Annotated in this window: 20 protein-coding genes and 1 pseudogene; 11 read left to right on the plus strand and 10 right to left on the minus strand. The window is 75.0% G+C overall.

Features of this window, described 5'->3' with window-relative positions:
- A pseudogene (locus VGI02_RS08775) lies at window positions 1–145 on the plus strand (DNA polymerase IV); the annotation flags it as partial.
- A gap of 51 nt (window positions 146–196) precedes the next feature.
- Here the strand turns inward: VGI02_RS08775 and VGI02_RS08780 are convergent.
- Window positions 197–1,384 carry an epoxide hydrolase family protein gene (locus VGI02_RS08780; RefSeq protein WP_331626939.1) on the minus strand — a complete coding sequence of 396 codons (1,188 nt, stop codon included), beginning with the start codon at window positions 1,382–1,384 and terminating at the stop codon, window positions 197–199.
- 142 nt (window positions 1,385–1,526) lie between these two features.
- Between VGI02_RS08780 and VGI02_RS08785 the strand changes: the two genes are divergently transcribed.
- The 7 genes from VGI02_RS08785 (at window position 1,527) to VGI02_RS08815 (ending at window position 8,411) form a co-directional block, all read left to right on the plus strand.
- Entirely contained in the window at window positions 1,527–1,799 is a 273-nt protein-coding gene (locus VGI02_RS08785; protein WP_331626940.1) for a hypothetical protein, read from the plus strand.
- Between the two features lie 45 nt (window positions 1,800–1,844).
- The gene (gene mdlC, locus VGI02_RS08790; RefSeq protein WP_331626942.1) at window positions 1,845–3,482 is read left to right on the plus strand and encodes a benzoylformate decarboxylase; all 1,638 of its coding nucleotides are present in this window, start codon (window positions 1,845–1,847) and stop codon (window positions 3,480–3,482) included.
- 136 nt (window positions 3,483–3,618) lie between these two features.
- Window positions 3,619–4,572: an ATP-binding protein gene (locus VGI02_RS08795; RefSeq protein WP_331626943.1), complete on the plus strand. Its 954-nt coding sequence runs from the start codon at window positions 3,619–3,621 to the stop codon at window positions 4,570–4,572.
- A gap of 35 nt (window positions 4,573–4,607) precedes the next feature.
- The gene (locus VGI02_RS08800) at window positions 4,608–5,006 is read left to right on the plus strand and encodes an SCO5389 family protein (RefSeq protein WP_331626944.1); all 399 of its coding nucleotides are present in this window, start codon (window positions 4,608–4,610) and stop codon (window positions 5,004–5,006) included.
- 191 nt (window positions 5,007–5,197) lie between these two features.
- Window positions 5,198–6,217 carry an ABC transporter ATP-binding protein gene (locus VGI02_RS08805; RefSeq protein ID WP_331626946.1) on the plus strand — a complete coding sequence of 340 codons (1,020 nt, stop codon included), beginning with the start codon at window positions 5,198–5,200 and terminating at the stop codon, window positions 6,215–6,217.
- Between the two features lie 8 nt (window positions 6,218–6,225).
- Window positions 6,226–7,029, plus strand: coding sequence for an ABC transporter permease (locus VGI02_RS08810; protein WP_331626947.1), 804 nt, complete (start codon window positions 6,226–6,228; stop codon window positions 7,027–7,029).
- 95 nt (window positions 7,030–7,124) lie between these two features.
- Window positions 7,125–8,411 carry a pyridoxamine 5'-phosphate oxidase family protein gene (locus tag VGI02_RS08815; RefSeq protein WP_331626948.1) on the plus strand — a complete coding sequence of 429 codons (1,287 nt, stop codon included), beginning with the start codon at window positions 7,125–7,127 and terminating at the stop codon, window positions 8,409–8,411.
- A gap of 50 nt (window positions 8,412–8,461) precedes the next feature.
- On the opposite strand, the gene wrbA is transcribed toward VGI02_RS08815, so the two are convergent.
- Window positions 8,462–9,058 carry an NAD(P)H:quinone oxidoreductase gene (gene wrbA / locus VGI02_RS08820; RefSeq protein WP_331626949.1) on the minus strand — a complete coding sequence of 199 codons (597 nt, stop codon included), beginning with the start codon at window positions 9,056–9,058 and terminating at the stop codon, window positions 8,462–8,464.
- Window positions 9,059–9,379: 321 nt separating this feature from the next.
- On the opposite strand from wrbA, the gene VGI02_RS08825 reads away from it, so the two are divergent.
- Entirely contained in the window at window positions 9,380–10,696 is a 1,317-nt protein-coding gene (locus tag VGI02_RS08825; protein WP_331626950.1) for a PucR family transcriptional regulator, read from the plus strand.
- The gene (locus VGI02_RS08830; RefSeq protein ID WP_331626951.1) at window positions 10,684–12,678 is read left to right on the plus strand and encodes a homocysteine S-methyltransferase family protein; all 1,995 of its coding nucleotides are present in this window, start codon (window positions 10,684–10,686) and stop codon (window positions 12,676–12,678) included. The genes VGI02_RS08825 and VGI02_RS08830 overlap by 13 nt, the downstream gene beginning before the upstream one ends.
- A gap of 17 nt (window positions 12,679–12,695) precedes the next feature.
- On the opposite strand, the gene VGI02_RS08835 is transcribed toward VGI02_RS08830, so the two are convergent.
- The 7 genes from VGI02_RS08835 to VGI02_RS08865 form a co-directional block, all read right to left on the minus strand.
- The gene (locus VGI02_RS08835; protein ID WP_331626953.1) at window positions 12,696–12,896 is read right to left on the minus strand and encodes a hypothetical protein; all 201 of its coding nucleotides are present in this window, start codon (window positions 12,894–12,896) and stop codon (window positions 12,696–12,698) included.
- Window positions 12,897–13,021: 125 nt separating this feature from the next.
- Window positions 13,022–13,810 carry a tyrosine-protein phosphatase gene (locus VGI02_RS08840; protein WP_331626954.1) on the minus strand — a complete coding sequence of 263 codons (789 nt, stop codon included), beginning with the start codon at window positions 13,808–13,810 and terminating at the stop codon, window positions 13,022–13,024.
- A gap of 22 nt (window positions 13,811–13,832) precedes the next feature.
- Entirely contained in the window at window positions 13,833–14,579 is a 747-nt protein-coding gene (locus VGI02_RS08845; RefSeq protein ID WP_331626956.1) for an energy-coupling factor ABC transporter ATP-binding protein, read from the minus strand.
- Window positions 14,576–15,340 carry a cobalt ECF transporter T component CbiQ gene (cbiQ, locus tag VGI02_RS08850; protein WP_331626957.1) on the minus strand — a complete coding sequence of 255 codons (765 nt, stop codon included), beginning with the start codon at window positions 15,338–15,340 and terminating at the stop codon, window positions 14,576–14,578. The genes VGI02_RS08845 and cbiQ overlap by 4 nt, the downstream gene beginning before the upstream one ends.
- Window positions 15,341–15,724: a PDGLE domain-containing protein gene (locus VGI02_RS08855; protein WP_331626958.1), complete on the minus strand. Its 384-nt coding sequence runs from the start codon at window positions 15,722–15,724 to the stop codon at window positions 15,341–15,343.
- Window positions 15,721–16,434, minus strand: coding sequence for an energy-coupling factor ABC transporter permease (locus VGI02_RS08860; protein ID WP_331626960.1), 714 nt, complete (start codon window positions 16,432–16,434; stop codon window positions 15,721–15,723). Before VGI02_RS08860 ends, VGI02_RS08855 begins: the two co-directional genes overlap by 4 nt.
- 87 nt (window positions 16,435–16,521) lie before the next feature.
- Entirely contained in the window at window positions 16,522–17,163 is a 642-nt protein-coding gene (locus tag VGI02_RS08865) for a TetR/AcrR family transcriptional regulator (protein WP_331626961.1), read from the minus strand.
- A 112-nt stretch (window positions 17,164–17,275) separates the two neighbouring features.
- Here VGI02_RS08865 and VGI02_RS08870 point away from each other — a divergent pair, with 112 nt between their 5' ends.
- Window positions 17,276–18,571 carry an FAD-dependent oxidoreductase gene (locus VGI02_RS08870; protein ID WP_331626963.1) on the plus strand — a complete coding sequence of 432 codons (1,296 nt, stop codon included), beginning with the start codon at window positions 17,276–17,278 and terminating at the stop codon, window positions 18,569–18,571.
- 44 nt (window positions 18,572–18,615) lie between these two features.
- Here the strand turns inward: VGI02_RS08870 and VGI02_RS08875 are convergent, their stop codons facing one another.
- Window positions 18,616–18,792: a VOC family protein gene (locus tag VGI02_RS08875; protein WP_331626964.1), complete on the minus strand. Its 177-nt coding sequence runs from the start codon at window positions 18,790–18,792 to the stop codon at window positions 18,616–18,618.
- Between the last annotated feature and the right edge of the window lie 13 nt (window positions 18,793–18,805).

Genomic DNA, 18,805 nt, shown 5'->3' on the forward strand with positions numbered 1-18,805 from the left:
CGGGCACGGCTGGGTGCAGGGAGCCGGGCACGGGCGGGTCACCGTCCGGTTCGAGACGCGCACGACGGGTGCGGGGCGGGCGGTCACCTTCGCGAGCGACGATCCGGAGCTGTCCCGTGCCGATCCGCTGGTGTCGCTGACCTAGGTGGGCTACGCCCATGTGAGCACTTTCGGGTGCTATAGCCACCGAAAGTGCTCACGAGCCGAAGGCACCTCGCAGCTCCGCGACGAACAGCTCCGGCTCCTCCAACGAGGCGAAGTGCCCGCCCCGGTCGAGGACGTTCCAGCGGCGTAGGTCGGTGTAGCGGGCCTCGACCCACGACCGCGGCATCTTCGCCATCTCGGCCGGGAACACCGACACCGCCGAGGGCACGGTCACCGGTGCCGTCCGGTCCACGCGGCCGAAGCTCTCCCAGTACAGCCGCGCCGACGACGCCCCGGACGCGCCGAACCAGTACAGGGCCACGTTGTCGAGCAGCCGCTTCCGCGGGACCGAGGGCTCGAGGCCCGCGCCCCCGTACGTCCACACGGCGAACTTCTCCGCGATCCAGGCCAGCTGCCCGGCAGGCGAGTCGACCAGCCCGTAGCCGAGGGTCTGCGGGCGCGTCCGCTGCTGGCCGGAGTAACCGCTCCCGACCTCGCGGAACTCCCGCGCCTGCGCCAACCACTCCTGTTCGAGCGCGGGCAGCTCCTCGGTGCGCGCGCCCTCCGGCCGGTCGGCCAGGGGCATCGTGGTGTGCAGCATGGCGACCCGATCGGGATGACGGACCCCGAGCGCGGTCGTGACCATCGCGCCCCAGTCGCCACCCTGCGCGAGGAACCGCGGGTAGCCCAGACGGTCCATCAGCTCGGCCCACGCGTCGGCGATGTGATCGACGTCCCAGCCGGTCGTGGTCGGCTTGTCCGAGAAGCCGAACCCGGGCAGCGACGGCGCGACGACGTGGAATGCCGGGTCGGAGGCCTCCGGCGGGTCGGTGAGAGCGTCCAGGACGTCGAGGAACTCGACCACCGAGCCCGGCCACCCATGGGTGACGATCAGTGGCTTTGCGTCACTACGCGGTGACCGTACGTGCAAGAAGTGGAATCCGAGACCGTCGATCACCGTCCGGTACTGACCGCGTCGGTTGAGCTCGTCGGACAGGGTTCGGACGTCGTGGTCCTCGAGCCACGAGCGGCACAGGTCCGCGACCACGTCGGCCGGGATCCCCTGGGACCAGTCGGGCACCGGGGCGGGCTCCGGCAGTCGCACCCGGCGGAGACGTTCATGCAGGTCAGCGACCTGTTCGTCGGGGATGTCGAGCACGAACGGGACGACCTCGCGGGTCGCGCCGAGGGGCGTGGTTCCGGTCGCCGCGTCACGGGGCGCGGTGGCGTCGCGGGACATGGGCCCGACGCTAGACGCCCGGCGATCACGCTGCCGTACCGGCCACCGGATGGGGTGTCACCCCACCCCGCAGTCGTCGGAACCCGGTCCCCCGAAGGTGGCATCTTCCGCCCGCGGCGTCACACGGGCCGTCATCGTGGCGATGAACGGAGCGGAGGTGATCAACGTGCTGAACGAACAGCCTGCGGCGCTGCTGGCGGCAGCGGCGGATCTGGACGAGTGCGACGGCTACGTGGTCCTGGTCTTCGACCCCGAGACCGGCGAGATGGACGCCCACGGCCCGTACGAGGGCGTCCCGGCCACGATCCGCGCGGAGGAACTGCGCCGGAACTTCGACCAGGACGACCTGCCGGACGTGGTCGTCCGCGTGAGCAGGTTGCACCTGCCTGCGCCGGTACCCCAGCAGGTCTGGTGATCGGTCGTCTGGTGATCGGTTGCGCGAGGGGGTAGACCCTGGGGCGTGGCCACGGACGCGAAGCGAAGCGGAGCCGGACCCGGGACCTCCGTGCGGGAGCTCGCGCTGGAACTGTTCCGGGCGCACGGCATGACGACGGTGTTCGGGAACCCCGGCTCGACGGAGCTCCCGATGCTCCAGCAGTTCCCCGACGATTTCCGCTACGTCCTGGGGCTGCAGGAGGCGGTCGTCGTCGGGATGGCCGACGGGTACGCCCAGGCGTCCGGACGGCCGGTGCTGGTCAACCTCCACACCGCGCCGGGAGTCGGCAACGCGGTGGGGGCGCTGGTCAACGCGACGGCGAACAAGACGCCGCTGGTCGTCACCGCGGGCCAGCAGGTGCGGCCGATGATGGCGCTCGAGGCGATGCTCACGAACCCACGGGCGACCGAGCTGCCGCGCCCCGCCGTGAAGTTCTCCGGTGAGCCTGCGCGCCCGGCCGACGTGCCCGCGCTGCTCGCCCGCGCGATCCACGCGGCGACGACCCCGCCGATGGGCCCGGTCTTCGTCTCGATCCCCATGGACGACTGGGACGTCGAGCTGACCGGTCCGGATCTCGAGGTCGCGCAGCGGGCGGTGCACCGGACCGTCCGTGCGCCCCTGCTCGCGGACGAGGCGGGCCTCGCCACCCTCGTCGCGGCCCTGGACGGCGCGAGGTCGCCGGCGCTGGTGGTCGGCGGCGACGTCGACGCGGGCGGTGGGTTCGACGACGCCGTGTCGCTCGCCGAGCACTGCTCGGCCGCGGTCTACGGCCCGCCCGCCGACGGCCGCGTCGGGTTCCCGGAGGACCACCCGCACTTCCGCGGCGCGCTGCCGATGGCCATCGCGCCGCTGGCGGAGGCGCTCGAGCCGCACGACGTCGTCGTCGTCCTCGGGACCGCCGTCTTCCGCTACTACCCCTACGTGCCGGGCCGGTTCCTGCCCGAGGGCACGGCGCTGCACCACGTCACCACCGACCCCGACGAGGCCGCCCGCGCCCCGATGGGGGACGCCCTGATCGCCGACCCGACGGCCGTCGTGCGGGCCCTGTGCGAGCGCGTCGCGCCGTCCGGGCGGGCGGTGCCCGGGACGAGCCCCGCCGCCGAGCCCGCCCAGGCCTCGGCGACCCCGGGGACGCTGACCCCCGAGGAGGTCTTCGACGTGGTCGGCGCCGTGTGGCCCATCGACGGCGTGGTGGTCGACGAGTCGCCGTCGAACCGGGCCGCCCTGCACGCGCGCCGCCCGGTGCGGCGTCCGGGAAGCTCGTTCTTCACGACGTCGGGCGGGCTGGGGTTCGGACTGCCCGCGGCGGTGGGGGTGGCGCTGGCGGACCCGTCGAGGCCGGTCCTCGCCGCGATCGGCGACGGCTCGATGCAGTACGCCATCCAGGCCCTCGCGACGGCCTCGGCGCTGGCGGTGCCCGTCACGGTGATGGTCCTGGAGAACCACGAGTACGCGATCCTCAAGTGGTTCGCCGCCCGCGAGAATACCGCGAAGGCGCCCGGGCTGGACCTGCCGCCGGTCGACTTCACCGCGCTCGCCGCGGGATACGGGGTGCCGGCGGAGTCGGTGTCCACGCCCGACGAACTGCGCGCGGCGCTGGAGCGCGGGCGGGACGCGGACGGTCCGCGCCTGGTGTCGGTGCCGATCGGCCGCGCGGGCTGATCGACAGGGCGGACCCGTCCGCGGACGAGTGGGTGGCCCGTTCCGCTCGTCAGGTGACAGCAATGGTCCATTGCTGGCACCCCGGTGGTGTCCCCCGATCGATAACGACAACCGTTGTCGTCTAATCTCCCGTCCCGTGAAGATCGCCTTCGTCGGCAAGGGTGGGAGCGGGAAGACCACGCTCGCGTCGCTGTTCGCCCTGCGCGCGGCCGCGAGCGGGGCGCCGGTCCTCGCGCTCGACGCCGACATCAACCAGAACCTCGCCGTCGCCCTCGGCGCGGCACCCGAGGTCGCCGCCGGTCTGCCCACGCTCGCCGGACACGTCGGCGCGCTCAAGGAATGGCTGCGCGGCGACAACCCGCGCCTGCCCGCCGCCGAGCAGATGATCAAAACGACGCCGCCCGGGCGCGGGTCCCGGCTGGTGCGCGTCGTCGAGGACAACCCGGCCTTCGACGCGGCGATCCGCGAGGTCGTCCCCGGGGTGCGGCTCGGTACGGCGGGCGCCTTCGACGACGCCGACCTCGGCGTCGCGTGCTTCCACGCCAAGACGGGGGCCGTCGAGCTGCTGCTCGGCCACCTCGTCGACGGACCCGGCGAGTACGTCGTCGTCGACATGACCGCGGGCGCCGACGCGTTCGCGTCCGGGCTGTTCACGCGCTTCGACCTCACCGTGCTGGTGTGCGAGCCGACGCTGCGCGCCGTCGGGGTGGTGCGCCAGTACGCGGGCTACGCCCGTGACTTCGGGGTCCGCCTCGGCGTCGTCGGCAACAAGATCGCCGATCCCGACGACGAGGAGTTCCTGCGGTCGTCGCTCGCGGACTCCGACGTCGAGCTGCTCGGGTGCGTGGGCGCCTCGCGCCACGTCCGCGCCGGCGACCGCGGCGGCGACCGCGCGATCGACCGTCTCGAGCCGGCCAACGCCGCTGCCGTCGACGGGCTGCGCGCCGCCCTCGACGCGATCCCCCAGGACCTGGCGCGCTTCCACGCCGACACCGTCGCGCTGCACCGCCGCAACGCGCAGTCGTGGGCGGGCGCGCACCTGCTCGACCAGATCGACCCCGACTTCGTCCCGTCCCTCGCCGGCCACTGAGCCGGTTCCCCCAGCCGATACCCCGGAGGTTTCCCGTGTCCCTCGACGTCTCTCCCGACCTGCTGGCCGCCGCCGAGCGCGGCGAGGTCGACGACGCCGCGTTCGTCGACTGCGTGCGCGGCTCGCTGCCCTACGCCTGGACGGTCGTGTCCTCGGTCGCCGGGGCGGACCCGGTGCCCGGCTCGCCCACGGTGCACGAGGTCCCGCCGCCCTCGGAGGCCGAGCGCGGCGAGCTGCTGCGCGCCCTGGCCTCGGACGCGATCCGCGGCGGGCTCGAGCGCCACTTCGGGGTGCGGCTCGCGTTCCAGAACTGCCACAAGGTCGCGGCGTTCTCGCCCGCCGGCCTGGAGGGGGTCGACGCCGGCACCTACGCCGCGTTCGTCTCGCCGCGGGGTCAGCTGCTCAACCAGAGCCCGGAGCTCCGCGACTGCTGAGCGGTCCCGCCGGAGCGCCCACCCCGTTCTGACCGAAGGGCCCCTTCGCTCGACTAGATCGACCGAGGGGCCCTTCGCTCGGAGCCGGGCTTGACCTCAACGATACTTCAGGTCGCACCCTGTCCGGCATGACCGCGACCACGAGCAATCGACATGCCCCGCCCGCCGGGCCCCCGGTAGCGTCGACGCACGTGTCCACCGAGACCCGGGCCCTCGCCCCGGACAGCCCCGCGCCCGACGTCGCCGCGCCGGCCGTCGAGGTGGCCGACCTCGTCAAGCGCTACCCCAAGGCCCGCACCAACGCCGTCGACGGCATCTCGTTCGCCGTCGCCCCCGGTGAGGTGTTCGGCCTGCTCGGGCCCAACGGCGCGGGCAAGACCACCACGATCGGCGTGCTCACCACCCGGGTGCGCAAGACCGCCGGGCGGGCCACCGTCGCCGGTATCGACGTCGCGTCCGACCCGGTCGGGGCGAGGGCGGTGCTGGGCGTCGTCCCCCAGCGGCCCAACCTCGACCGGTCCCTCGACGCCAGGGCCAACCTCGTCTGGCACGCGGCGTACCACGGCGTGCCCCGGGCGCGGCGCGGTCCGCTCGCGGACGAGCTCCTCGAGCGGATGGGACTCACGGAGAAGGCGTCGACCAACCCCGACGAGCTCTCCGGCGGCCAGGCCCAGCGCCTGATCATCGCGCGGGGGCTCATGCACGACCCCCAGGTGCTGTTCCTCGACGAGCCCTCCACCGGCCTGGACCCGCAGGCACGCCTGTTCGTCCACGACCGGGTCGCCGAGCTCGCCGCGGGCGGGGTGACCGTCGTGTTGACCACCCACGACATGGACGAGGCCGCGAAGCTCTCCGACCGCGTCGGCATCGTCGATCACGGCCGCCTGCTCGCCCTCGACACCCCGGCGGCGCTGGTCGCCGGGCTGTCCGGGTCGGCGACGGTGGACCTGGACGTCGTCGGGGCGGACGCCGCGGCGCTGCGGGAGCGGCTCGCGGGAGTGCGCGGCACCGCGGGCGCGGAGGTGCTCGACGCCGGCGCGGAGGGCGGCACGGCCCGGCTGCGCGTCCGCGTGGACGGCGAGGCGGGTGCCGCGCTGCCCGGCCTGCTCGACGAGGTGGCCGTGGCAGGCGGCCGGGTCCTCGACGTGGCGCTCGGCGAGCCGACGCTCGAGGACGTCTTCATCGACCTGACGGGACGGGGGCTGCGATGAGCGCGGCGATGACCACGACGATCACGCGGCCCTCCCGCCGGGCGACCACGACGCGGGCCTTCCTCGGGGTGCTCGGGCGGGACGTCGCGGTGACCGGACGCGAGTTCGGGAGCTTCCTGTCCCAGGTGATCGTGCAGCCGTTCTTCCTGCTCTTCGTGTTCGGCAAGGTGCTCGGCCAGCTCGGCTACATCGCGCCCGGCTACGCGCAGCTGCTGCTGCCCGGCCTGCTCGCGCTCAACGCGTTCCTCGTCGCGGTGCAGGCGGTCGCGCTGCCCCTGGTGATCGACTTCAGCTACACCAAGGAGATCGAGGACCGTCTGCTCGCGCCGCTGTCGACGCGGATGGTCGCGCTCGAGAAGATCGTGTTCGGGGCGATGAGGGGCCTGCTCGGCTCGCTGCTCATGATCCCGGTCGGCTATCTCGTGCTCGACGACGTGTCGTGGAACCTCGCCGGCCTGCCGGAGTCCGCGTTGCTCCTCGTGCTCGGCGCCCTGGCCGGCGGCGCCGCGGGCCTCGTCATCGGCACCCTGGTCTCGCCCCGGCGGATCAACATCGTGTTCGCGGTGGTCATCACGCCGCTGCTGTTCACCGGGTCGACCCAGTTCCCGTTCCTGCAGCTGTCCTCGTTGCGCTGGTTCCAGGTGGTCTGCGCGCTCAACCCGATCACCTACGTGTCGGAGGGGCTCCGCGGGGCGCTGACGCCGCAGATCCCGCACCTGCCCGCGTGGGTGTGCTTCGTGGCCCTCGTGGTGGCGTGCCTGCTGTTCGGTGCGGTCGGCATCCAGGGGTTCGTCCGGCGTGCGCTGGACTGACGCACGGTTTGCACGGCATCCTCCAGACGTCACGCGGCCGGTACCCCGTTCGGGGCATCCGGCGCCTGCTGTGACTCCGGGGGGCGGGGATGGACATGACACCGGACACCGATCGGGTCGGTGACCAGCGCACCGACGAGGGCGCCGGACGGGGCGCGCCGGGGGACCGGACCGTCCCGGTGCCGCAGCCGCGCGGCGCGTCGCCCGCGGTCGACGACTCGCCGACGGGGGAGGTCGACGTCCCCCGGCGGCGCGGCGCCGCGGACGTCCGCAACGGCCGTGCCGACTCCGACGCCGGCCCCGAGGACTCCGACCCCGGCCCCGAGGACACCGACCCCGGCGACGAGACCGACCTCCCGGAGGACGACGACGAGGAGCTCGGGGGCGGTCCGCTGCGCGGTGACGTCCTCGGGCGGATCGCGGGCGCCACCGCCGCGGTCCTCGCCACCGCCGACCGCGACGGCGTGCAGGACATCAGCGTCCTCGGGGGGTCGCGCTGCTTCCTACGGGTGCTCGACCGGCACCGCTTCGCGTTCCCGGACTCGGGCGACGAGCCCACCACCGCGGCTCGGGCCAACCTCGCCGAGACCCCCGCCGTCGGGATGCTGCTGCTGGTGGGCGGCACCCGACGTGCGCTGCACCTCAACGGCACCGCCGCCGTGGTGCCCGCCGAGGAGCTGCGCGCGGAGGACCCCACCGTCCCGGAGCACCCGATCCCCGGCGAGCCCACGGACGTGTGGGTCGTCGTGGAGGTCGGCGATCTCTACCCGCTCGACGGCGAGGAGGCCCCGCGCCTGGCCGACGCCCCCGCGGTCGCGGCGCCTGCCCCCGCGTCGTCCGGTCGTCGGGGGCGGGCGGTGGTGGCCGCCCTGGTCGCTCTCGCCGTCGTCTGCCTGGCGGTCGTCGGCGTGGCCTCCGTCGTCTCACAGCCCCCGGTGCCCGCGGCCGCCCCACCGCCACCGGCACCCGTCGTCGATCCCGGTCCGACGGGTCCGGCGACCCTGCGCGGTCAGGTCACCGAGATCCGTGATCCCGCGACCGTGGTGGTCGACGTGGCCGGGCGCCCCGTCACCGTCGGCATCGTCGGGCTGGACGCGGCGACGGTCCCGGACTGCGCCCGCGCGGAGTCGACGGACTTCGCGCGCCGCACCCTTGACGGGCAGACCGTCACCCTGGTCCCGGATCCGACGCTCCCGGTGCAGCCGGGCGTCACCCGCGCCTACGCGGTGCTGGGCAGCCAGCTCTCCTACACCGACGCGGCGATCCGCGGCGGCCACGCCCCGGCAGCAGGGCCGTCGCAGTACGGCGGGGTGTTCGACGGCGAGCAGACCGAGGCGAGGGACGCCGGCGTGGGCATGTGGGGTCCGCCCTGCGTCCGTTAGGTGCGCTCCCCGCTCGTGAGCAGGAACTGACGCGGTAGCGACACCCGGGGTCACCCCGTGAGCCGGGCCGTCACCTCCGCCAGCCGCGCCCCCTGCACCCGGGCGGCGCCGAGAGCAGCGTCGTCGGGCCTCGCCGAGCGCCGCGACACCCACGACGCGCCGTACGGGTTCCCGGTCTCCATCAGCGAAGGGTCGTGCGCGTAACCGAGCGGCATGATCAGCGAGCCCCAGTGGTAGAAGACCATGTTCATCGCGACGATCGTCGCCTCCAGCCCGCCGTGACCGGTCGAGGCCGACGTGAACGACGTGCCGACCTTCGACGCGAGCTTGCCCTGCGCCCACAGCCCGCCGGTGGTGTCGAGGAACGCCTTGAGCTGCTCGGCCGCCGCCCCGAATCGGGTCGGGCTGCCGAGCGCGATCCCGTCGGCCCACTCGAGGTCGTCGAGGGACGCGACGGTGTCGTAGGGGTTGTTCTCCACCCACTCCTTCCAGCGGCGGTTCCCCTCGATCGCCTCCGCGGGCGCGCGCTCGGCGACCGGGCGCACCCGGACCTCGGCGCCGGCGTCGCGTGCGCCCTCGGCGAGAGCCTCGGCGAGGGCGGCGACGTTGCCGGTGGCGGAGTAGAAGACGACGGCGATGCGAGCCAACGCGGACCTCCGGGGAGCGAGAGCGACGGTGTCGGCCCACCCTCTCGCGGGGACGCCACGCGCGCGTGGCAGGACCCCGCGCGTGCGGCGCGGCACACTGGTCTGGTGGCGACGGCGGGCCGGTTCCCCTCGGGCCGTCCGGCGGGTCCCGTCCGGGCGGCCTCGTCGCCGACGGCCGGGGACACGCAGCGCAGCGGAGCTGGACCATCGGGTCGGGACACGCAGCGCAGCGGAGCTGGACCATCGAGTCGGGACACGCAGCGCAACGGATCCGGATCGTCGGGCCAGGCGGGCGGCACGGAAGCCCTGCGCGGACTGGTCGTGCTCCACCGCCGCCTCTCCACCCTGGCGACCGCGCACGACACCGGACCCGCCGCCGTCGTCGGGCTGCTCACCGAGGAACTGGGTGCGGTCGCGGGCGTGATCGGCCCGGGCCCGGACCACACGGTCCTGGCCGCCTGCGCGCCCGGTGCCGACGAGGCCCGGGCGGCCGCGGTCCTGCGCGCCGAGGTCGCCGGGGCCCGCGCCCGGCGCGTCCTCGCGGCGGCGGGGCGGGGTGGGCGGGCGCTGCGGGTGCCGGGCAGCGGGACCTGGGTGCGTGTCGTGGTGCCGGTCGTCGTGGGCGGGGACACCGCCGCGTTCCTGATCGCCGAGGAGGACCCGGCGCAGCGTGACCGGCCCGCCGCGCTCGAGGGTGACGACGTCCTGCTGCTCGCCGCCGAGCACGCCGCGACGATCGTCGGGGTGCTCCTCGGCCGGGAACGGGTGCTCGCCGTGGCCGCGGGCACCGTCCGGGACGACCTGCTCTCCGGGCTCCTGCTCGGCCGTGCCCGCTCGACCGACGAGGCCGCCCAGTGGGCCGAGCACGTGGGGTTCGACGTCGGCGTGGCCCACCGGGTGCTCGTCGTCGTGCCGCGCGGCCGGCCCACCCACCCCGACCCCACCCGCCCGGACCCCACCCACGCCGAGGTCGCCCCGGACCCCGAGGCCGCGACCGCCCGCCCGCTGCTGCTGGCCGAGGTGCGCGACCGGCTGGCCCGGCTCGTCCCCGGTGTCCTCGCCCTCGTCCGCGACAGCGAGGTGGTGGCGCTCGTCCCGGTCGCCGCCGACCCGGTCGCGGTCGGGACGGCCGCTGCCCGGGCCTTCGCCCGGAGCCCGGCCGCCGAGGCCGCACGGGGCGCCGAGGGTCAGGGACGGTGGCCGGTGACGGTGGCCCTGGGCCGCGAGGTCGACGACGTGGCCGGGCTGCCCCGCTCCTACGACCAGGCCCGCCGCACCGTCGAGGCCGCGCGCCGCCTGGGCCGGGAGGGGCGACTGCTGCGCTTCGACGACCTCGGGGTGCACCGGCTCCTCCTGCAGGTCCCCGACCCGGAGGACGCCCGCGTGTTCGCCCGCGAGGTGCTGGGGCGCCTGGCGACCGACTCCTCCGAGCGCACGGTCGAGCTCATCCGCACCCTCGCCCGGTACTTCCGCGAGGACGGGAGCCCCCAGCGCACCGCGAAGGTCCTCTCGGTGCACCCGAACACCGTCGGCTACCGGCTGCGCCGCGCCGAGGAGCTCTCCGGCCTCGCGCTGGACCGCTACCAGGACCGGCTGGCCGCGCAGGTCGCCCTGGAGATCCTCGGGTGGATGGAGTGAGCGGGTTCGTCGAGGCCCTCCGCGGCAGGCCGCTGCTCGGCGACGGCGCCATGGGCACGCTGGCGCAGGCCACGGGGGCCCGCTCCGAGGGCGCGGGGACCGAGCTGGCGCTGTTCGCCCCGGAGCTCGTCGCGGCGCTGCACCGGCGCTACCTCGACGCGGGCGCCGAGGTCCTCCAGACCCACACCTACGGCGCGATCCGGCCGCGTCTGGCCCGCCACGGCCTGGCGGAGCGGGTACGTGACATCAACCTCGCCGCGGCCCGGCTGGCCCGGCAGACCATCGAGGACGCAGCCCCCGGCCGGCCGGTGTTCGTGGCCGGCTCGGTCTCGCCCGCCACCTCGCCCCGGGCCGCGGCCCCGGTCGAGGCCGCCGCGGTGCGCGCCGCGGTCCGCGAACAGGTCGCCGCTCTCGACGAGGGCGGGGTCGACCTGGTGGTGCTGGAGACCTTCGCCTGCGCCGAGGAGCTCGCGGCGGCCCTCGAGGCGGCCCGCGAGGTCAGCGACCTCCCGATGATCGCCCAGGCCACGTTCGCCGACGAGGACGGCACCCCGGTCACCACCCGCGGGGAGACCCCGGAGCAGGTGGCCGCGATCGTGGGGGCGCTGCGCCCGGTCGCCGTCGGGTCGAACTGCACGCTCGGCCCCCAGGGGCTGCTGGCGGTGGTGCGGCGGATGGCGACCGCCGTACCGGACGGTGTGCTGGTCACCGCGCTGCCCAACGCCGGGCTGCCCCACGTCGTCTCGGACCGGTCGGTGCGCTTCGCCTCCGACGCCGACCACTTCGGCCGCTACGCCGCCCACTACGTCGCCGCGGGCGCACACCTGATCGGCGGGTGCTGCGGCACCACACCCGCCCACGTCGTCGCGGCCGCCCGTGCCCTGGCCGCGGCGCCCGCCCTCGACGGCGTGCTCACTCCGACGTCGGCCCTGCCGGCGCGGCCGGTGGTCGTCGCCGGTCGCGGACCGGTCCTCGACGTCGGCCCCGCGGACGACGCCGGCCCCGTCGAGGACGCCCGCTCCGACGACGGGTCCGCCTCCGGCCCCACGGTCCCCGGGCCGGGTCACGGGGCCCTGGCCACGTGGCTCGACGCACGGCCCGGTCGGCGCCGGTCGCTGCTGGTCGCGGAGGCCACGGTGCCCGGCTCGGACGACCTCGCGGTGTCGCTGGCGCGGGGCCGTGCGGCGCTGGGGGCGGGAGCCCAGGTGCTCTGGTCGGCCCGGGAGCGCTCCCGCCGCCCGCGGACCACGGCGTCCGCCGTCGCCGCGGCCCTGCACGACAGCACCGCGGCCGACGTCATGCTCACCGTGACCAGCTGGAACACCAGCCGGATGACGCTGCAGGCCGACCTGCTCGGGCTGGACGCGCTCGGCGTGCACGCGCTCGTCTGCGAGACCGGCAACCCGCCGGTGCACGCCGACCGCGCGGTCCGCGACGGCGTGTGGGAGGTCGACGCGGTGGGTCTCGTCGAGCTCGCGACATCCCTGGCCCGCGGGGTCGATCCCGACGGGTCGCCGCTGCCGGTGGCGTGCCCGTTCCGGGTCGGGGTCCGCGTCACGCCCGGGTCCGACGACCTCGACCGCGAGCTCGCGCGGGTGCGGACGAAGGTGGAGGCGGGTGCGGAGTACCTGGTGACCCGCCCGGTCTACGAGCTCGACCGGCTGCGCCGGGTGCTCGAGGGGCTCGCCGCGACGGGCATCCGCCTGCCGGTGCTCCTGACCGTGGCGCCGCTGTCGGGGTTCGCGGAGGCCGAGCAGCTGCGCCACGAGGTGCCCGACATCGTGCTGCCCGACGCGGTCCTCGAGGGCGCACGCAGCGCGGGGGAGGACCCGGGGCCGGGCCTGGAGCTCGCCGCCGACCTCGTGGCCGAGGCGGTCGGTGAGGGCCTCGTCGACGGCGTGGTCGTGCGGCGGCCGGGTCCGCCGGGCGCCCTCGCCGAGGCGGTGTCACACCTCGGAGCGGCGCTCGCGGTCCGCACCTGAGGCAGCCCCGTCGGAGCTCAGACGGCGACGGGCGCGCTCGGGGCCGGGCGCGGGGCGGGCACCGTGGTGTGCACCGCGGCGCGCAGGTGCGCGACGGTCTGGCGCAGGTAGGCGATCTCGCGGGTCAGGGACGCCACGGTCTCACCGGCGAAGTCGTAGGCCAGCTCCTCCGGCATGACCATGACCCCGCAGCACGGGCAGGTCGCGGGCGTCGTCATGGGTGGCCACCTTTCGCGGTGATCGGGCCTGATGACACCAGTGTCCTGACCCCTCCGGGGTGCGGCACTGTCCCGCAGGACAGCCTTTCCCCGTCGCGCGTTGTGGTCGGGCACAGTCGCCCGGGTCACTGGCCCAGGAGGACCTTGCGCCACTGCTCCACCCGCTCGCCGGGGATGCCCGCGAGGGAGGCCACCCGCTCGGCACCGTCGCCGTCGAGGCGGTCGAGGACGGGGACGATCTGTTCGCGGCGCACCCCCACCTCGCCGGCCCGGACCACCCCGGGGCGCAGGGCGCCACGCCGTTCCAGCCGGCGTTGCAGCCCGACCCGGCGGGCGTTGGTCCGGGCGAAGTCGGCGTCGACGGCCGCGCGGGTCACCCCGGCGAGGCGCAGCAGGACCGCGACCGCCACCCCGGTGCGGTCCTTGCCCGCGGCGCAGTGCACGAGGACGGGGTGCGGCCCGTCGATGACGGCGTCGAGCACCGTCGGGAGCCAGCTGCGCGCCGCGTCGACGAGGCCGAGGTACAGCTCGCCCGGGGCGAGCCGGTCCTCGCGGCCGCGGGCGAGGATGTCGGGCGCCAGCGCGTCGACCACGGGCAGGTGCACCCAGCGGGTGGTCGCGGCGGGGAGCGGATAGGGGTGGTCGAGCTCGGGATCGCCGCGCAGGTCGATCGCGACGCCGGGCGGCCAGGCCAAGCCCTGCGGCCACCCGGGCGAGGAGGGGCCGTCGTCGGCGAACGGGGCGTCGCCGCGCAGCAGGATCCCGGGGCGGGTGCGCCCGCCGTCCTCGGTCGGCAGACCGGCCACGTCGCGGATGTTCGTCGTCGGGGGGCCGGGCGGGACGTGGGCGGCGAGGTCGCGGACGTTGCCGGCCTCGCGTCGGAGCCGGCGCAGACGCCGCAACGGGTTCCTCACGGGTGCCGATCCTCGCACCGGGTCATCGGCCGCCGTCGGGGACGCGGAATCCGAACGGCAGCTCGAGGCGGTGGCGACGCAGGAACTCGTCGTCGGCGAGCAGTTCGTGGGTGGGGCCGTCGGCCACCACCACGCCGCCGTCGAGCACCACCGCGCGTCCGCAGAGCTGGAGCGCGTAGGGCAGGTCGTGGGTGACCATGAGCATCGTCCGGTCCAGCCCCACGAGCACCTCGGCCAGCTCGCGCCGCGCGACCGGGTCGAGGTTCGACGACGGCTCGTCGAGCACCAGGATCTCCGGGTCGCAGGCCAGGACGGTGGCCAGGGCCACGCGTCGGCGCTGTCCACCGGAGAGGTGCATGGGGGAGCGGTCGGCGTGTTCGGCCATCCCGACGGCACCGAGGGCCTGGGTCACCCGCTGCTCGAGGGCGGGCCCGGTGACCCCGAAGTTCGCCGGACCGAACGCGACGTCGTCGGCGACCGTGGGCATGAACAGCTGGTCGTCGGGGTCCTGGAAGACGACGCCGACCCGGCGGCGGATCTCCTGGAGGTTCCGCTTCTCGACGGCCAGCCCGCCGACGGAGACCGCGCCCGCCCCCGCGCGGTGCACGCCGTTGAGGTGCAGGACCAGCGTCGTCTTGCCCGCGCCGTTGGGGCCGAGCAGCGCGACCCGCTCGCCGCGCTCGATGCGCAGGTCCACCCCGTAGAGCGCCTGGTGCCCGTCCGGGTAGGCGAAGGCGAGGCCGGAGACGTCGAGGGAGGGAGGACTCACGTCAGCGCGTACCCGGTCGCCGCGCCCATCACCGCGAGGACCGCCGGGACGAGCGCGCGGGCCCAGGTCCGGCGGCTCGCGCCCGTCTCCCCGACGAGGGGCATCGCCCCGGTGTAGCCCCGGGCGAGCATCGCGAGGTGGACGCGCTCGCCCCGCTCGTAGGAGCGCAGGAAGAGCGTGCCGACCCCGCGCACCGTCGGGCCGATCTGCCACAGGAACCGCGGGTCGTGCCCGCGCGCCACCCGGGCCAGGCGCATCCGCCGGCCCTCGGCGGCGATGACCTCGAGGTAGCGCACCATCAGCGTCGCGATCGTCGTGACCATGCCCGGCACGCGGAGCCGGCCCAACCCGGTCAACAGGTCACGCACCGGCGTCGTCATCGCCAACGTCACCGAGATCAGCACCCCGAGGGTGCCCTTGACCAGGATGTTCCAGCCGGCGAGCAGCCCGTCGACGGCCAGCGAGAGCCCGAGGAACTCGGTGCGCGGGCCCGCGGCGGCGAACGGGAGCAGGACCGAGAGCACCACGAACGGCGCCTCGATCAGCGAGCGCACCGCGATCGCGCCCACCGGCAGCCGCGCCACGATCCAGATCCCGACGAGCAGCGCGAGGTGGGCCCCGAAGATCCAGAACGCCGCGCGGGGGGTGGCGACGACCGCCAGCACCATGACGAACGCGACGACGATCTTCACGTGCGCCGGGAGGCGGTGGACGACGCTGTCGCCGGCGTGGTGCAGGGCGTGCGCGTGGCCTGCGCCCATCTAGGCGGTGTCGTCGGAGCCGGACCCACCGGTCGTCCGACGGCGGCGCAGCAGCCAGAAGAGACCGCAGGCGACGAGCAGCGTCGCGATCACCCCGACGACGCCCGCCACCCCGGTGAGCGCCTCGTTCCCGCCGACGGCGTAGCCGGCGAACGGGCTGCCCTCCGCGGCGTGCTCACCGGCGCTCTGGGCGATGCAGGTGCCCTGCAGCTGCTCGCCCTCCCCGGTCCCGACGGTCTCGCAGCCGGACTGCGTGACGGCGTCGAGCCCGTCGGGGGAGCTGCTCGCGGCGTAGGAGACGACCCCGGCGAGCAGCAGCGCAACGACCAGGAAGACGCCGAGGAAGGCCCCGTGGCGACGGTTCCGCGTGGTCGGGGCGCTCATCGACCGGCCTGCTCGGACGTGCGGATCTCGAGGTCGGGACGTTCGCCGCGCCACAGGTAGACGAGGTCGGGACGGACCGCCGCCACCGCCCCGACGGTGAGCGCGGTGATGATGCCCTCGCCGATCCCGATCAGCGCGTGGAACCCGGTCATCAGCCCGAACACGGTGCCGAGCGCGAGCCCTTCGCCGCCGAGGGCGTACTCGAGCACGAAGCCCAGCGACGCGACGACGACGTTCACCCAGGCCGCGACGAACGCGGTCACCAGCAGGCCCGCGCGGCCGCGGCGGGCGAGCGGGCGCAGCGCCACCGCGACGCCGAAGCCCACGAAGGTGCCGATCAGCGCCATGTTGGTGATGTTCATGCCGAGTGCGGAGAGCCCGCCGTCGGCGAAGAGCAGCCCCTGCAGGGCGAGCACGATCGCGATGCACAGCGCCCCGACGTAGGGGCCGACGAGGATCGCGGTCAGCGCCCCGCCGAGCAGGTGACCGCTGACGCCGGGCAGCACCGGGAAGTTCAGCATCTGCACGGCGAACACGAAGGCGGCGACCAGTCCGGCCAGCGGCGCGGTGCGGTCGTCGAGGTCGCGGCGGGCGCGGGCGACGCAGAACGCCAGGCCGACGACGGCGACGACGCCGAACGCCAGCGACACCGGAGCGTTCACGATGCCGTCGCTCATGTGCATCGCGACGACGGAACCGTCCGCTTCCATCCGCGACCTCTCTCGTCACCCGTTCGGGACCCGCCGGGGTTGAGAGTGTCGCAATGTCGTGCTTGTCGCACTAGTCCTGCGACTACATCAGACTGGCTGTTCGGAGGGTGGTGTCCGACCGAGAAGGGTGTCCACGGCCCGGACGAAGCCGTCGGCGTCGTCGAGACCGAAGGCCTGGCGCTGCAGGATGAACCCGGGCAGCAGGGCCATGACGACGCGGGCGCCGTGGTCGGGGTCGAGGTCGGCGGGCACGTCGCCCGCCGCCTGGCCGCGCCGCAGGACCTCCGCCACCCGGACCCGGACGACGTCGAACCCCGCGGCGGCGCGCCGGCGCAGCGTGTCGTGGCGCATCAGCTCGCCCCAGGCCTGGACCCCGCAGCGGGCCAGCTCGTCGGTGGGGGCCACGTCTCCCGGGCCGAGCTCGATCGTGGGACCGCTCATGGGGCCGACGACGGCGGCGACGATGTCTGCGACGCCGGCGGGGGAGCCGTCCTCGCCGACCGCCACGATGCGGCCCGCCATGGCCCCGAACGCCTGCCCGGCGATCTCGAGGATCACGTCCTCCTTGCTCGGGAAGTACCGGTAGAACGCCCCGGCGGACATGCCTGCCTCCCGCGCGATGTCGGGCATCGAGGTCTGGTGGAAGCCGTCGCGGGCGAAGCAGCGCCGGGCGGCGGCCAGGATCTCGGTCCGGCGGGCCTCCCGGCGCTCGGCGGTGATGCGGGGCAACTCCGACCTCCTCGGCCGCCGGCCAGCTTCCGTGAATGCTCGTTCGCCTTGACGGGGCGCACGGTTCGCCGCCATCATAATGAATGAGCGTTCACGGAACGAGGAGGCGGTCATGGCGACCGAGGAGATGACGTCGAGGACGACGTGCTGCGTCGTCGGTGGCGGTCCTGCCGGGATGATCCTCGGCCTGCTGCTCGCGCGGGCCGGGGTCGAGGTGACCGTGCTGGAGAAGCACGGGGACTTCCTGCGCGACTTCCGCGGGGACACCGTCCACACCTCGACGCTGACCCTGCTCGACGAGCTGGGTCTCTGGCCCCGGTTCGCCCAGCTGCCCTATCGCGGGCTGACGAAGGCCCGGATCCGGCTCGACGCGGGCGACGTGGACTTCGCCGACATGACCCGGCTGCGCGTGCCGCACCCGATGATCGCGATGGTCCCGCAGTGGCACCTGCTCGACATGCTCGCCACCGCGGCGGACGAGGAGCCCTCGTTCACCCTCCGGATGAGCACCGAGGTGACGGGGACGGTGCGGGACTCCTCCGGCCGCGTCACCGGGGTCCGGCTGGCCGACCGGGCCCAGGACGGCACCCTCGGCGCCGAGTCCGAGCTCGCCGCCGACCTCGTGGTGGCCTGCGACGGACGTGACTCCCGGCTGCGCGCCGACTCGGGGCTGCCGCTGCGCCGCTACGACGTGCCCCTCGACGTCGAGTGGTTCCGGGTCCCCCGGCACGACGGGGACCCCGAGGGCGGCCTGGGACGGGTCGGGCGCGGCCGGTTCATGGTGTTCCTCGACCGCGGCGACTACTACCAGTGCGCGCTGATCATCGGGAAGGGCACCGACGCCCGGCTGCGCTCCGGGACGATCCAGGGGTTGCGCGACCTCGTGGGCGGCATGAACCCGTGGATGGCGGACCGGCTCGACGCCATCGCCTCCTGGGACGAGGTGAAGCTGCTCTCGGTCACGCTCGACCGGCTGCGGCAGTGGTCGGCGCCCGGCCTGCTGTGCATCGGCGACGCCGCGCACGCGATGTCGCCGGTCGGCGGGGTCGGCATCAACCTCGCGATCCAGGACGCGGTGGCCGCGGGCCGGGTGCTCGCCGGGCCGCTGCGGGCCCGGGACCGGGTCGCCGTGACCAAGGCGGCGTCCTCGGTGCAGCGGCGCCGCACGTTCCCGACCGTCATCACGCAGACGCTGCAGGACCTCGCACACCGTCGGGTCGTCGCGCCGCTGCTCTCGTCGGACGCGGTCGCCGACGAGGCGGACATGACCCTGCCGCTGCCGATCCGGCTGATCCAGCGGTTCCCGGTGCTCCAGTGGGTGCCCGCACGGCTGGTCGGGGTCGGCGCGCTGCCCGAGCACGCGCCCGAGTTCGCGCGCCGGGCCCCGATGCCGGTGCCGTCGGGCTGAGGTCCGCCGTGGTGTCAGCGACGCGGCATCGCTGACACCGGACGTCAGCAACTCCGCATCCTCGTCGGCCCGGCGATGCCGCTGTGCTCGATGCCGGCCGCGTCCAGGTGGTCGCGCCAGGCGGCCACCGCGTCCGCGTCGGCGCAGCCGAACCCGATGTGGTCGAGCCCGACCCGTGCCGGGTCGAACCGGTCGTCGTCGGTGGGAGGGATCGAAGGCATGCCGTAGCCATGC

The sequence above is a fragment of the Actinomycetospora sp. genome, from assembly GCF_036497245.1.
Taxonomy (GTDB): Bacteria; Actinomycetota; Actinomycetes; order Mycobacteriales; family Pseudonocardiaceae; genus Actinomycetospora.